This window comes from Exiguobacterium sp. RIT341 (assembly GCF_000632205.1).
GTDB lineage: Bacteria > Bacillota > Bacilli > Exiguobacteriales > Exiguobacteriaceae > Exiguobacterium_A.
In genome coordinates, this window is sequence record NZ_JFYW01000001.1 from 927,489 (window position 1) to 941,444 (window position 13,956).

General features: G+C 45.8%; 15 protein-coding genes. 9 read left to right on the forward strand and 6 right to left on the reverse strand.

What is annotated here, in order from left to right; genetic code table 11:
- Positions 1-43: 43 nt before the first annotated feature.
- Positions 44-964: a Fe(3+) dicitrate ABC transporter substrate-binding protein gene (locus tag BW42_RS04810; protein WP_035408112.1), complete on the reverse strand. Its 921-nt coding sequence runs from the start codon at positions 962-964 to the stop codon at positions 44-46.
- Positions 965-1,147: 183 nt separating this feature from the next.
- Between BW42_RS04810 and BW42_RS04815 the strand changes: the two genes are divergently transcribed.
- Together BW42_RS04815 and BW42_RS04820 are read left to right on the forward strand one after the other, a co-directional pair.
- Complete coding sequence (locus BW42_RS04815; protein WP_052019023.1) at positions 1,148-1,891, forward strand: arylamine N-acetyltransferase; 744 nt, start codon at positions 1,148-1,150, stop codon at positions 1,889-1,891.
- A 5-nt stretch (positions 1,892-1,896) separates the two neighbouring features.
- Complete coding sequence (locus BW42_RS04820) at positions 1,897-2,367, forward strand: 8-oxo-dGTP diphosphatase (RefSeq protein ID WP_035408114.1); 471 nt, start codon at positions 1,897-1,899, stop codon at positions 2,365-2,367.
- A 44-nt stretch (positions 2,368-2,411) separates the two neighbouring features.
- On the opposite strand, the gene BW42_RS04825 is transcribed toward BW42_RS04820, so the two are convergent.
- Genes BW42_RS04825 through BW42_RS04835 form a run of 3 tightly spaced genes read right to left on the reverse strand, consistent with a single transcriptional unit; the run spans position 2,412 to position 4,730 of the window.
- On the reverse strand, positions 2,412-3,116 hold the full coding sequence (locus BW42_RS04825) for a DUF554 domain-containing protein (RefSeq protein WP_035408116.1): 705 nt from the start codon (positions 3,114-3,116) through the stop codon (positions 2,412-2,414).
- 16 nt (positions 3,117-3,132) lie between these two features.
- A complete protein-coding gene (locus tag BW42_RS04830; RefSeq protein WP_035408118.1) occupies positions 3,133-4,065 on the reverse strand; it encodes a multidrug resistance efflux transporter family protein in 933 nt (310 codons plus the stop codon).
- Complete coding sequence (locus tag BW42_RS04835) at positions 4,065-4,730, reverse strand: GntR family transcriptional regulator (RefSeq protein WP_035408119.1); 666 nt, start codon at positions 4,728-4,730, stop codon at positions 4,065-4,067. The genes BW42_RS04830 and BW42_RS04835 overlap by 1 nt, the downstream gene beginning before the upstream one ends.
- A gap of 141 nt (positions 4,731-4,871) precedes the next feature.
- Here BW42_RS04835 and BW42_RS04840 point away from each other — a divergent pair, with 141 nt between their 5' ends.
- From BW42_RS04840 to BW42_RS04860, 5 genes are all read left to right on the forward strand, one after another.
- Complete coding sequence (locus tag BW42_RS04840) at positions 4,872-5,195, forward strand: PadR family transcriptional regulator (protein WP_035408121.1); 324 nt, start codon at positions 4,872-4,874, stop codon at positions 5,193-5,195.
- Position 5,196: 1 nt separating this feature from the next.
- Positions 5,197-5,955 carry a hypothetical protein gene (locus tag BW42_RS15980; protein ID WP_052019024.1) on the forward strand — a complete coding sequence of 253 codons (759 nt, stop codon included), beginning with the start codon at positions 5,197-5,199 and terminating at the stop codon, positions 5,953-5,955.
- A gap of 126 nt (positions 5,956-6,081) precedes the next feature.
- Positions 6,082-6,495, forward strand: a complete 414-nt coding sequence (locus tag BW42_RS04850) for an SRPBCC domain-containing protein (RefSeq protein WP_035408123.1) — start codon at positions 6,082-6,084, stop codon at positions 6,493-6,495.
- A gap of 1,029 nt (positions 6,496-7,524) precedes the next feature.
- A complete protein-coding gene (locus BW42_RS04855; protein ID WP_035408125.1) occupies positions 7,525-8,430 on the forward strand; it encodes a YafY family protein in 906 nt (301 codons plus the stop codon).
- A gap of 76 nt (positions 8,431-8,506) precedes the next feature.
- Positions 8,507-9,022 carry a DinB family protein gene (locus BW42_RS04860; protein WP_035408126.1) on the forward strand — a complete coding sequence of 172 codons (516 nt, stop codon included), beginning with the start codon at positions 8,507-8,509 and terminating at the stop codon, positions 9,020-9,022.
- A gap of 91 nt (positions 9,023-9,113) precedes the next feature.
- Here BW42_RS04860 and BW42_RS04865 read toward each other — a convergent pair whose 3' ends face one another.
- Positions 9,114-9,677, reverse strand: coding sequence for a GNAT family N-acetyltransferase (locus BW42_RS04865; RefSeq protein WP_035408129.1), 564 nt, complete (start codon positions 9,675-9,677; stop codon positions 9,114-9,116).
- Between the two features lie 15 nt (positions 9,678-9,692).
- Entirely contained in the window at positions 9,693-10,928 is a 1,236-nt protein-coding gene (locus BW42_RS04870) for an MFS transporter (RefSeq protein ID WP_035408131.1), read from the reverse strand.
- Between the two features lie 102 nt (positions 10,929-11,030).
- Between BW42_RS04870 and BW42_RS04875 the strand changes: the two genes are divergently transcribed.
- Together BW42_RS04875 and BW42_RS04880 are read left to right on the forward strand one after the other, a co-directional pair.
- The gene (locus tag BW42_RS04875) at positions 11,031-12,662 is read left to right on the forward strand and encodes an ABC transporter substrate-binding protein (RefSeq protein WP_035408132.1); all 1,632 of its coding nucleotides are present in this window, start codon (positions 11,031-11,033) and stop codon (positions 12,660-12,662) included.
- A 139-nt stretch (positions 12,663-12,801) separates the two neighbouring features.
- A complete protein-coding gene (locus BW42_RS04880) occupies positions 12,802-13,941 on the forward strand; it encodes a globin domain-containing protein (RefSeq protein ID WP_035408134.1) in 1,140 nt (379 codons plus the stop codon).
- Positions 13,942-13,956: the final 15 nt, after the last annotated feature.

The following is a 13,956-nucleotide window of genomic DNA, read 5'->3' on the forward strand; positions in this document are numbered from 1 at the left end:
TCATCAAGACGAAAAGCCAGATTGCTCCGGCTTTTGTCGTTCATTATTTCTGTTGTAACAATTGAATCGCTTCGTCAACGATCTGTTCTGCAGCGTCAAGTCCTCGATAGCGTGTCCAAAGGTCACGATTGACTTCATAAACTTCCTTGTTCTTAACCGCTGTGATCTGATTCCAGAGCGGATTGTTTTTCCACTCCTTCAGCAGTTTCGGATCGGCTTCCGCCATGAAGATGACGTCCGGATCCCATTTGACCACCTGCTCTAACGTAATCGTAACGGTAGGTTCCGCTGTTTTCGTAACAGCGTTCTCGATACCGATCTTCTCGAGTAATTCACCATCAAACGACGTCTCACCGTGTGCCGTCAGTGAATCGGCGCGGAAGACACCAACCATCACTTTTCGGTCGTCGTTTGGATCCACCTTTTTCTTCGCTGCATTCAATCGTTCTTCATGCAGGGCAAGTCGGTCATCCATCTGTTTAGTTTTCCCGACTGCTTCAGCAATCGTCTTGAACGATTCGATGTTCTCTTCGTACGTCGCATTCCGACTCTTCAAGATGATCGTCGGTGCGATTTTTTGCAGTTGCTTGTAGATTCCTTTATGGCGGTTGAAGTCGCCGATGATTAAATCCGGCTGCAAGGAACTGATTACTTCAAGATTCGGTTGTTGACGTGTACCGACTTCCGTGAACGCGATGTCTTTTCCGAGTAATCCGGAGACATCGGTCTTATTTTCTTGTGCGATTCCGACTGGTGTAATCCCAAGTTCGTCTAACGCATCAACGAATGAGTATTCAAGTGCGACGACCTTCTTCGGGTGCTCCGGCACTTTCGTTTTTCCTGCCTCATGCGTAATCGTCCGCGTCTTTTCGTTTGTTTGTTCTGCTTGACCTGAACAGGCCGCAAGCATCAAACTGCTCAACACGAGGAGCGTCAACGCTGTCATCCAAGTTTTCCGTCTCATGATGAGACCTCCTTTAGTTCGTGATTCGACATTGAGAATCATTCTTAATTAATCCTATTTCAGCATATCAAAGATTCCCATCGAACAAAAGGGTTATCCTTATTTTCAGATAATATATGCTCAAATCCACATTTTCTGAAGCAATATGGGATAATCAGGTAGTATATAAAGGAGGGATTACAGATGGATTGGATGAAGGACTTGGAACAACGGCTCGGATTTCCGCTTGAGACGATCACGTTTGATCAGTTACCTCGCTTACTCGAAGCCTTTGCCTACCAGTTACCGTTTGAGAATACGACTGTACTTGAGAAACGAATCCGTCCGTTTAACGACGAGCGCTTCATTGAAACGTTTCTGACGGAGCGACGTGGTGGTGTCTGTTATGACTTGAACGGACTGCTGCATCGTGTCCTACAAGAACTGAATTGTCCCGTTCGCCTCGTACAAGCGACCGTCTATGATCAGAAATCAGCAGCCTGGTCAGCGACGGGGCCGACACACGTTGCAATCATTTGGAATGAGACACACCTACTTGATACCGGCTTCGGTGTCAATTTACCGCTCGTTCCGGTTCCCTTGAGTGGGGAGACGGTTCATTCCGCTAGCGGTAGTTACCGGATTGGCAAAGGTGATGTTCTCGAAATGCAACGGACAGGACAAGCCGAGTTCGTGACTGGCTACAAGTTCGACCGTGAGAAGGCAATTACAAAGGGTGACTTATCGAAGATGGAACAGATCATCCAACAGAGCGAAGCTTCACCGTTCAACAAAGGTCGTCTCATCGCAATGCGGACTCCAAGCGGTCAAAAGACGTTGACTGAGCGGACGTTACGAATTGAAGAAGCGACGACAACCGAGTTACCGGTCGCAGGTCCCGCTCAATTCGAGATGCTGTATCAGTCTCACTTTTTAGGACAGGAGTAATGAACATGGATCGATATACGCTTTGTTTAATTCGCCACGCGGATAGTTTTTTACTCGTCAACCGCCAAAAACGACCAGCGATGGGCATGTGGAACGGTGTCGGCGGCAAGATTGAACCGGGCGAGACACCGGAAGTTGCTGTCATCCGCGAGACGTTCGAAGAGACGGGCATCACGCTCAACAAAGTGACAGCAAAAGGCATCGTTCGCTTACACGGGGAAGAAACGTCTGGCATGTATCTCTATCTTGCTGAACTAGAAGACCGCCCGTTTCCGACACCGGTCATGACGATCGAAGGTATCCTTGATTGGAAAACACTTGACTGGATCTTAAACGATGAAAACATGGGAATCATCAGCAATCTCCGGCATTACTTACCGGTCGCTTTGTCAACGGATCAACCGTTGTTGCATGACTTCCATTACGATGGACATACAATCACTGCTTACGAGACACACGAATTGATCGAGACATAAACAGAAAATCCCCACTCGTCCGTTATCGGATAAGTGGGGATTTTTCATGAGAACAGATGGAGACCGGTGACGATAACTGCGACGATGACGATTCCCGGTAACAAGTTCGCAACACGAATCTTCGTGATGCCAGCGAGATTAAGACCGATTGCCGCAATCATCACCCCACCAGTCGCCGTCATCTCAAGAATAAATTCCTGCAGTGCGGCGTCGGGAATGAATTTCGTGATCGCAACAGCACTTAATGCAATCGCCCCTTGATAGAGAAAGACGGGAATCGCTGAGAACATGACACCGATCCCGAGCGTTGAACTAAGGACGAGTGCCGTAAAACCGTCAATCAATCCTTTCGTATAAAGGACGTCGTGATCCTGACGTAATCCACCGTCGAGGGCTCCTAACACACCCATCGCGCCAATGACGAAAATTAACGTCGCTGTCACGAATCCTTCCGCGATGTTCGACGGACGACCGCGACTGATCTTACGTTCGAGCCACGCTCCCATCCGGTCGAGTTTCTCATCGAGCCGGAACCACTCGCCGATTGCACCACCGAGAACAAGACTACCGATGACGATCAAGAAGTTCGTGCTTTTCATCCCCATCTGCATTCCGAGCACGACGACAGCAAGTCCAATCGCCTGCAGGACGGTCTCCTTCATGCGTTCCGGAATCCGGTGGAACATTAATCCAAGCAACGTCCCGATGATGATCAGGACGGTATTGACGAGTGTACCTGTTAAAACCATCTGACAGCCTACTTTCTCAATTGATTTTTCGTTTAGCGGAACGAACGACGGTTCGCTCTGCCTGATTCAAACTATGCAACGTCATCCCGAGCATGACGAGGATGATCCCGAGTGTCGCGAGTCCCGTTGGTAGTGCGGCGTGAATGAAAAGAATCTCTCCGAGAACAGTAAAGACGATCTCGAACGATTGCGTTGCTTCGATCGCTGCTAACCGAACCGGATCTGTCCGAACGAGCGACGTCGCGTAGAAGAAAAGCGACGTTGCGATGACGCCGGAGAACAACGCGACGAATCCGGACTGGGTCACTTGATTGACACTCGGCAAGCCGACCTGTATGTAGGCAATCACAGAAAGAACGATCCAAAACGGTAGACTGGCAAGTGTCATTCCGAGAATCCGTTCAAACACATCGAGCTCGTTCCCATAGCGTTCCATCATCTTCCGGTTCCCGAGTGGATAGGCAATTGCCGCGACGAGGACCGGTAAGGCACCGAACAACAGTGACTGTAGCGATAGGCTTTCCGCGACCGATAGTTGCATGACGACGACCCCGAGGACAATCAGGACGGAATACTTCAGTGCTGACCACGGGATCCGTTGGTTGAACAAGGGGGCAAGCAACGGTCCCGCTAAAATCGTCAACTGCCATGTCCCGGCAATCAACCAGCCTGGTGCGTAGTCAGCAGCAAAACAGATGCTGCCATAGAACAGTCCGAAGCCGATCGTTCCATACAGTAACCAAAAGCCGATATCGGCTCGAAGCGCCTGGAAGACGCGCCCGATCCCCCGTCGGATCATGACGATGACGATAAAGAACGGCAACATCAGGAAAAAGCGGAGCGACGCACTATAAATCCAGTGACCGCCTGCCCCTTGCATCGATTGATTCAAGATGAAGGTGACGGCAAAAAACATTGCCGCTAAAATTCCATAAATGATCGGTCGCATCAGCTCTCCTCCTTTAGTGTCGAGACGAGTAGACGTCCGAGCCCGTTCCAATTATGCTCCGTCGCCTGGACGAGTTGCTCGACATCCTGTTGTTGACATGCATCTAAAATCGCTGCATGATCGGCAATCGACTGGCGTCCGAGACGATCAAACTGAGCATATTCGAGCCGGCGGATCAACGGTGTCAATCGACGGATTGTCTCTCGTAGTTGATCGTTTTGACTGCGCTGCACGAAGACATCGTGAAAGGCATCGTCAAGTGCTAGTGCCGCCTCTGTATCCTGCTGATCAATTGCCGTCGTGAATTGTTGATGAATCGACTTTAGACTCGTTAGATCGTCATCCGTCAGCATTGGTCCTGCTAAACGCGCCGCTAACCCATGCAGTGTCGCAATGATTGGATAGGTTTGCTGTGCCTGTTCGGCATCGAGTTCCGTCACGATCGTCCGTGAACCCCGTTTTGCTAAAATCAATCCCTCCTCTTCGAGTCGTTTCAAGGCTTCGCGGACCGGTGTCCGACTGACACCGAACGCTTCCGCGAGTGCTTGATCGTTCACCTTTTCTCCTGGGGCAAGACGTAAGGTGATGATGTGGTGTTGCAAGCGTCGATACACTTCCTCACTTAAAGGAAGTCGTGCAATGGCAAAATCATTTGTAGGTTTCATACAAGTAATATATTACATATTAATTCATTGTAAAAGCACCTTCGTAAAATTCATTGGATTTATTTTACTCGCTACCTTGCAATACAAAATAGCATAGCGTATCATTACCTTGTAATACCAAGTAGCGAAAGGAAGATGCGGATGTCATCGACGCAAATGTTAAAAGGAATTCTCGACGGTTGCTTACTCGCACTAATTGCGGAAGAAGAGATTTATGGCTATGAACTGGCGACGAAACTGAAAGCGTTCGGATTCGCTGACATCAGTGAGGGAACGATCTATCCTCTATTGATTCGGATGCAAAAACTGGACTGGATCGAAGCAACCTCTCGCGTCTCCCCGTCCGGTCCAAAACGAAAGTATTATTCGATCACGACGAGCGGTGTTGAAGAACTCGCCGCTTTCAAACTAAGATGGCATCACCTTTCAACGAGTGTCGAAAGCATTTTAAAGGAGGACGAATGAGATGACCTTATCGACGGAATCAACACGATTTTTGGAAGACTTAAAGGTATACCTACTTGCTTCGGGTAAAAATGAATTGGCGACGAAGGAGATTGTCAACGAACTCGAAGATCACCTGATCGAAGCGGAAGCGGACGGAAAATCCGTTCGCGCGATCACGGGTGATAGTCCCGCCGATTACATCCAATCGATTTCTAAAGAGATGGCATTTGATCCAAAAGAAGCGTTTTGGGTCGTCTTGCAAGTTTTTCTCGGCGCATCCAGTTTTCTCTATCTTCAAAACCTCTTGAATGGTACAACGACGTTCACTATCTTGCTCGTTGGCGGTTTCCTGTTGATTAGTGCCGTTTACCTGACCACCTTGGCGTTTCTCTTCCGTCAAGATGCTTTACGTGATGGCGCGCGCCCTCGTATCATGCGTTACGGCATTCATGGTAGTATTCATTTTCTGTTAATCATCGGACTATTGATCGTCAACGGACTTGTCGATTCACCAAAGATCACGTTATCCCCAAGCGTCAGCTGGATGATTGGTGCCCTATTGATTATCTGGATTCTTGTCACGGCATGGAAGACGAAGACATGGATTTTGCCGATTGCATTGCTCGTCTATTTTGTTCCCCAAATCATTCTCCGTTCTGTATTTGATTGGTCGGAATTGACCTCTGGACTTGTCGGATATGCTGTTGCTGCCATTACAATGACAGTCGCTTTTATTCGCGAATCTAAACAAGATCAGTCAAACGTCTCAAAGCACTGAAGCAACGATTTGGTTCTGATACTTAAAATGACCTCAGCGCTAAGATCATTTTTGTATATCATTGAGAAAAAATTGAGGATAGAATTAGAATAAAATATATTAAAAAAGAATAGGTGGTTGTAAACGATGAATCAATCTGTGAAAGATATTCAACATTCCATTAAGATCAACAATCCCATTGAACAGGTATGGGCGAATGTCTCGACGGCTCGCTCTTTATCTAAATGGTTTATGCCAAACGACCTTGTCGCACAAACAGGATGTGTGTTTCATATTCAATCTCCTTTTGGTCCATCTCCTTGCACGGTATTAAACGTACAACCAGAAAGAGAATTATCGTTTAGTTGGGATGAAGATGGATGGATCGTGACCTTCTCCCTTACTCCATTGAACGACCTTACCCTTTTCACTGTGACACACAGCGGATGGAAAAACGCTGATGACCTTGTGCCGAAAGCAAATCAGCCACAAGGTCGTGTCCGTAACTTTATGGACCAAGGTTGGGATGGGATGCTTCAGAAATTAAAAGCAACATTTTAAAGGAAGGCATGTACATTTTTTTACGACAAAATATAGACTGTGATTTTAAAATACATTCTCTTGTAATTTTTTTAGATCATTCAGAGATCAACAAAAATAAAGAGAGTGTCGTTATGTTCAATCGATTTAGTAAAGAAAAATAACAAATTATCCAGTCTATTTAAGATTTTTTCTTAGAAGTGCCATCTGAGTTCGCCGCAGAACGTGTTTTGATTTCATCAAAGAGTCAGTTGCTATTCACTTTTATAATATTGGAATTCAAGACGCTCATGCGGCTGTGTTAAGTCATTCGCGTCACTCGACGATGAATTGTTAACGCTTAAGCGTCCCGTATCTCCATAATATATTTTTAGCAGAGATCTCTTGTCATGCTCTACAAAAAAGTATGCGCCGGCGCATACTTTTTTTGCTCTTTAGCGTTCACTTTCACCTATGTTTCATTAAAATGTATCTCATTATTTTTATTCGAACCATCCATTGTTCATTTTATAGGATGACGGATCATTTCAGTCGAATGTATTGAATCATTTTGTAAATAAAGTATAAAACGACTATAAAAATAAAGACGTTTCCTAGCATACTTATGGCTGCAACCTGATTCATTTTTTCCCACTCTCCTTCTTAATTTAAATAAGGACTTTATTTGAATTGAACCGAATTTTAACATACTTCCTTTTCCATACGTAACCCTTGATTTTACATTTTTATGATTCATAAGTAATTTTCATTTTTTTGGTGTTAGCTTCCCGACTTCAAAGTGGTAGCTGTCTTATCGCCGAATAAATTCTTAAAGAAATAGGTCAAAATTACATATTGAATTAGATTCACAACTCAAACATATCTAATAAGATAAGGAAAACCACAAAAAGTATGCGCGATGCATACTTTTTTCTTTGGATTTTGATTCAATTCATTACGAAGTACTTTTTAATCTCTTCATAGAACGAATAAATCAATTATACTAAACGTAATTATTTGTATGGAATGACGGTTCACACTATAGTCGTGCTTAATACAAAGGAGAATTTTTTGAAACTCGAACGATTACTGACTATCATATTTAAGTTACTGCATCGCTCTACGATCTCGGCCGCTCAATTAGCTAGTGAATTAAATGTCTCTCAGAGAACGATTTATCGAGATATCGAAACCATTAGTGCAGCTGGAATTCCCGTTACTTCTTATCATGGAACTAATGGAGGTTTCGGTATTATTGAGAATTATAAATGGGATAAGACCTTTTTAAATGCGTCTTCTATGGTCGATGTTCTATCTTTAATGAAAAGTTTATCAGCGCAATTACATGATCAAGATTTAAAAAATACGCTAGAACGGCTATCGATTCTTACGACAGAAGAACAAAATAACCATTTACACATTGATTTAGCTGATCAATCCATTGAGCCTACTTTCTTAATTGATCTTCAAAAGAGTATCAAAGAATCAAAAAGAGTTCTGTTTCAATACATCAGTGCTCAAAAGGAACAGACCATTCGAGAAGTAGATCCTATTTTTCTACGATATAAATTTCGTACATGGTACCTTTATGCTTATTGTTATTTAAGAAATGATTACCGCGAATTCAAAGTGTCACATATGCTCAACCTTCAAAGACTTTCAACATCTATTCAGGATAACCATCCCATTCCTGGAGACAGAGCTGTCGTGAAGCCCGCACGGGAAAGTATCACGTTAAGAGTTCATCCTGAATCCATTCATGTAGTCTTAAACCATTTTCAGCATCAATCGATGGTTTTTGAAGAAGATGGTAGTGTTACGATGACTTTATTGTTACCTTCACCTTTACATGCGGAATGGTTAATCAACATTTTATTAAGCTTCAGATCAGGTGTAGTTGTTATTCATCCCTTGTACTTACAAGACATATTAAGAAATGAAGCCAAAAAAATAGTTAATCTATATGAGGATATATGACACTCAGATGTCATATATCCTTTTTTATAATGAACGTAGTTAGACAGTTCTTACTACAATTAAAGGAGCGATTTGGATGAATGCCGGAAAAACGATGTATGAATATCACAACTGGGCGATGCAGTTGATGTTAGATCATATGGATGCATTACCTGAAAATCTTTTAAATAAAGAGGTGAAAAGCTCTTATCCGACAATCGCTAAAACACTTAGTCATATTCTTGCAGTTGATACTATGTGGATTCATGTTTTAGAAAAAGTAGAATTTCAACAAGCGCTACAAGATGCGATGAGTCAATTACCATTAACTGATGCATATACAATTGAAGAATTCAAAACAGCATTCAAAAATATAGCATCAAAGTATCAACTATTTATAAATCAGAACTCAAATCTTACTATGACGATACATGTGGATAATCCTTGGTCTGGTCCACGGGAAACGACTTTTGAAGAAATTCTTTTACATGTAGCCAATCACGGTACGTATCACCTGGGGAACATTACTACCATGTTAAGGCAGCAAAATGAATCCTCATTGATGATGGATTATTCTCTTTTTTGGTATGAAGATATGAAAGTTAAGCCATAACAGAATGTATTCGTTTTTAATGTCTATTTAGACATCACTATATAAAATAAAAAGGCGTGCACCGGTGCACGCCTTTTATTTTATCTATTTATCAATTCCCTTGTATTGCTTCATACCGCTCACGCGTCCAGTTATAGACATGACTCGTTACGGTCCGTCCGTCAATTCGTTCTAATACGAATGGTCGGTCAAGAACAGGTGTAAAACCGAGTTTCTCAACGACACGGCGTGACTGGTCATTAAAATCAAAGTGACCACACCAAACGACATCGATCGGCAGTTCCCGGAAGATGAAATCAAGTATCGCTTCGACGATTTCCGGCATCCGCCCTTCTCCCCAGTAGTTAGGCGCGAGGGCATAGCCGATCTCGACTTGACGGTCATGCGTGATTGCTTCGTCCGGTCGACGATTGAAGTGAAAACCGAAGCTCCCAATCACTTCACCCATTTCCTTATCGGTCACGGCATATTCACCAGGTGACGCTTGGAAAATGCCAATCACTTCCTGGCTTTCGTCAAGTGACGCGTGCGGCGCCCAACCTGCTTTTGGTCCAACATTTGGATCCTTGGCGTAAGCATACAATGCGGCTGCATCGTTTTCTTGCCAACGGCGTAACAGGTGCCGTGGTGTTTCGATAGTATCTGGTAAGTTCATCTGTATTCCCCCTTATTAAGATACGTTTCGCTGTCGTTCGACCGATTCCTTCACGAACAGACTCGTATAGACTAATCCAAATCCCGTCAAGAGGATCAATCCGAGGTATACACTCATCATCGACGGGATCAAGAATGTCCCGACTAGAATCGTCGACCGAGAGAGTAAGTCTGCTCCAGCAAACGACGTTCCGGCGAAGGCTGAGTACGCTCCGCGTTGATCGGCTGGCATCATATTTGCTTTTTGAGTGTTCAAGACCGGGGAGTAGAGCAACTCGCCAATCGTTGCGATGAAGATGAAGACCATCAGTGCCGTCATACTGTTGGCACTCGTCACGACGACGTAACCGATCGTGTATAGCATGAGACCCGCAGCGAGCGTCCGGCGCGGAGACAAACGCTTCGCAAGCCGCTGGACGATGAACGTCAACGTGACGACGAGCAACGTATTTTCGATGTTGATGATACTCATCATCCGGACCCCGTTGATCGACCACCCGGTAAACGATAGTGGTTCAAACGAATCAGCGAGGCGGACAGCGACGTAACTCCCCATCGAAAACTCAGCCGCTAAGATACACATCGAACCAAAGACGACCTTAACGAACGGACGGTCCCGCCAAGCGAGTTGATAGCTTGTAAAGATATCCGTGATGACACCACGTAGTTTCTGACGTTGCCACGTTCGTGGCGTATCGTCGAGAAACAGGTAGTAAGCGATTGGTAAAACGGACGACGTAAAGCTCAAGATCCAAAACAACAGCAATTGATTGCTGACGTAGAGCCAGCCCCCGAGCGCCGTTCCGATGGCGATCGAGAGATTGATCAACCAGTAGTCGAGCGCGTAGACCGCTTGGCGGTTCTCCTTCGTCGTCGCATCGATGATGATCGCCCCCATTGCCGGACGACCAAGATTACTCGTCACCGAGAAGACGGCGTAAATGACCATGAACAGCAGCATCCAGTCGAGCGTCAACGAGATCGCCATCGTGATGAAAGTCAACGCCGTGAGCGCAGATGTCGTGACGAGTAGGCGTTTACGAGAGAAACGGTCGGCGAGATATCCGCCGAGTAGATTGGTGATGAAGCTGACGAAGACCATCGCGATCAAAAACGCACCGGCGATGACTTCGTTGAATGCCTTGACGAACAAGAGAGCCATGAACGGCATGATCGAAAACGAGACAGCGCGGTTGAAAAACGATGTGATGAGACGTACTTTAATTGGTTTCGGTATTTCTTTCCATTTCATATTGTCACCTTCCATTCTCTACATGTATCATAAACAAGACAAGACACAGGAAAAATGGACGTCATTTAAAAAAGATGTCCCCTTTTAAGGAGGAGAAGGACGATGGATGCTTATCTTTTTATGTTATGGAAGACTTGCCGAAATGGACACTACTCGATTGCGACGCTTGCCGAGGCCATCCATCTCAGTCCTAAACAAACGAAACGATATCTCAATAAATGGCAGGAAGACGGCTGGATGAATTACACGAGTGGTCGCGGACGGGGCAACTTAAGTGAACTCGTCTGGTTACGCCACGTCGAACGGGAGTATGCGAAACGGATGCTCGAGCGGATCGACCGTGATTCGATCGAATCAGTGACGGAAGAACTGTCGTGGGACTGGTCACCGGCACAAGCAGGACGCTTCATGCGCCAACTCGAGCGAAAGTTTGGCTATACGCAAACGACATCGGACGCCTTGCTGATTCCTCGGAAACGCAACTTCTTGACGACACACCCGTTAGAAGCAGCTGACATTCATAGTGCTCACCTCGTCCAAAACGTCTTCAACCGTTTGTTTACGATTGACGTCGACGGCAACATCCAAGGCGAACTGGCACATCACTATGCCTGGAATGGTCCGATGCTCAGTCTCTTCTTACGTAAGGACGTCCGCTTTCATGATGGTTCCCTCCTGACGAGTAAGGAAGTGACGAAGAGTCTCCGTGCTCTGATCAACTATCCGGCTTATGCCTCTTCTTATCGGCACGTCAAACATATCGTCTCAAACGGTCCGTACCGGGTCGATCTCACACTCGATCAGCGCAGGAGTTCGATTTTGCCGCAGCTCGCCTCGATACATACGAGCATCATCAAAGATGGCATTGGAACGGGACCATTTCAACTCACGCAACATGACGATAAGAAAACCGTTCTGACGGCATTTCCGAATTACTTTGGCATCCGCGCCCTGCTCGACCGAATTGAGTTCATCCAGATGCCGGAGCAATATGACCCGGTCTACCGGACATCAGCATCTGACTCCAGTCCGATTGATACGATTGCGACGCAGTCCGGATTTGGTCTCGTCTTTCTCCATCCACGCGCCGGTGGTCCGTTTGAATCAAAAGCAGCGCGACATTATATCCATCGGCTCATCAAGGAAGTCCGTGATGGCATTCATGACTTCCATGAACGGACACAACCGAACGACTCTGGTTTTCTTGAGTCCTATAGTCCATCGTATACCGTCCCGGACGGTCCTGCTGTTTTGTTCACGCAACCAATTCGGATCAAGTTGACTGATTTTACGGACAAAGTAACACGTTGGCTCTGTCAGCGATTTGATCAGGACGGGATTCCGTATGAGTTCGTCGAAGTCGGATTCGAAGAGAGTATTACGGATTTTCATGTCTACGATACGATCGATCTCGCCATTCATGCCGAAGTGTTCGAGCGGAATGTCCAGTACGCCTTCTATCAGTTCATGACGAATACTTTTTCACCACCGATCCGGCTATTTCAGCAGATGCCCGAGATGCTGACATGGATTGAACAATACGATGCAACACCGTTCGAAGACTGGCTTCCGATTCATCAAGCAATCGAACGCTACTTGATTAACGAATCGTATTTCATCCCGTTCTATCACGATACACGACTAATTCCGTATCCGATCGAGCTGCAAAATATCACGATCGACTCGTTCGGTTATTTTGATTTCTCAAAGCTCTGGATATCCAATCAATCGTGACGAATCCTTGTCGATATTTTGACTTGCTTGTGACAAAACGCACGAAGTTCTTTAATCTAGTATTTTAAATGTTGTATTAATGACGAGGCTACGAAATACTAAGACTGTGTTCATTACTTAGTGAAAAGGAAGTGGTCTTATGTTATCAACCTCTACCATTCAAATTGTTCAATCAACCGTCCCGGTCCTTGCATCGCATGGCGCCGCAATTACGAAAGTCTTTTATCAACGTTTATTTCAAGCTCATCCAGAACTCAAACATGTCTTCAATCAATCGAATCAACGGAGTGACCGACAATCGCAAGCACTCGCTACAGCCGTTTATGCCGCTGCTGCTCACATCGATCGACTCGAGACGTTAAAACCAGTCTTATTACCAGTGCTGCATAAACACCGGAGTCTTCAAATCAAGCCGGAGATGTATCCACTCGTCGGTCAAGAATTACTCGGAGCGATGCAAGACGTCTTAGGGGAAGCCGCAACGCCTGCAATCCTGCAAGCGTGGGGTGAAGCGTACGGGGAGATTGCCGATTTGTTCATCACACTCGAAGCCGAACTATACACGCAGGACGAACAGGCGAAAGACTTTTCCGGTTATCAGTCCGTCAAGATTTCGGATATCCAGGAACAAGCAGACGGCATCCGCTCGCTGACTTTCAAAACGGACAGTCCGCTCCCTGATTATCGAGCAGGACAATACATCACGGTACGGATTCAGGATAGCGACGGCTTATGGCACAATCGTCAGTACAGTCTGACGACGGCATCAAACACGACGACTTATACGATTGGTGTCAAACGAGAAGGCATCGTCTCGAACTACTTACATGCAGCTCGAATCGGTGACACGGTGTTAATCAGTGCGCCAGCTGGGGCCTTCACGCTTGATGCATCAGGTGAACCCGTCGTTCTGATTGCTGGTGGAATCGGCATCACACCGATGCTTGCGATGGCAGACGAATCTTTAGCTGCTGGTCGACAGGTAACGTTACATCACGCCGTCCAAGACGAACGCAATCGTCCATTTAACGAGCAACTTGCCTTGCTTGAGCAACGTGGCGCACGCGTCATTCGCTACGCAGAGCATCAGGCGACGGATCAAGTAGGTCGCCTGCCGAAAGACGTTATCGCAGGCATCACGGATCCGACATACGTCTGTGGGCCGGAAGCGATGATTCAATACGTCATTAAACACTTCACGGCGTCTTCGGACAAACTGCATTACGAAATCTTTGGACCTGCACTCGCTTTTGCCGCGGAAACGCCAGTCACGCAGTAAAAAACATCCCGCTCT

Coding starts and splice junctions, on each gene's coding strand:
- BW42_RS04815 (WP_052019023.1), top strand. CDS start 1,148: ATGGATTGGATGAAGGACTTGGAACAACGGCTCGGATTTCCGCTTGAG.
- BW42_RS04820 (WP_035408114.1), top strand. CDS start 1,897: ATGGATCGATATACGCTTTGTTTAATTCGCCACGCGGATAGTTTTTTA.
- BW42_RS04870 (WP_035408131.1), bottom strand. CDS start 10,928: ATGAAATGGAAAGAAATACCGAAACCAATTAAAGTACGTCTCATCACA.
- BW42_RS04830 (WP_035408118.1), bottom strand. CDS start 4,065: ATGCGACCGATCATTTATGGAATTTTAGCGGCAATGTTTTTTGCCGTC.
- BW42_RS04865 (WP_035408129.1), bottom strand. CDS start 9,677: ATGAACTTACCAGATACTATCGAAACACCACGGCACCTGTTACGCCGT.
- BW42_RS04880 (WP_035408134.1), top strand. CDS start 12,802: ATGTTATCAACCTCTACCATTCAAATTGTTCAATCAACCGTCCCGGTC.
- BW42_RS04840 (WP_035408121.1), top strand. CDS start 4,872: ATGTCATCGACGCAAATGTTAAAAGGAATTCTCGACGGTTGCTTACTC.
- BW42_RS04860 (WP_035408126.1), top strand. CDS start 8,507: ATGAATGCCGGAAAAACGATGTATGAATATCACAACTGGGCGATGCAG.
- BW42_RS04850 (WP_035408123.1), top strand. CDS start 6,082: ATGAATCAATCTGTGAAAGATATTCAACATTCCATTAAGATCAACAAT.
- BW42_RS15980 (WP_052019024.1), top strand. CDS start 5,197: ATGACCTTATCGACGGAATCAACACGATTTTTGGAAGACTTAAAGGTA.
- BW42_RS04835 (WP_035408119.1), bottom strand. CDS start 4,730: ATGAAACCTACAAATGATTTTGCCATTGCACGACTTCCTTTAAGTGAG.
- BW42_RS04875 (WP_035408132.1), top strand. CDS start 11,031: ATGGATGCTTATCTTTTTATGTTATGGAAGACTTGCCGAAATGGACAC.
- BW42_RS04825 (WP_035408116.1), bottom strand. CDS start 3,116: ATGGTTTTAACAGGTACACTCGTCAATACCGTCCTGATCATCATCGGG.
- BW42_RS04810 (WP_035408112.1), bottom strand. CDS start 964: ATGAGACGGAAAACTTGGATGACAGCGTTGACGCTCCTCGTGTTGAGC.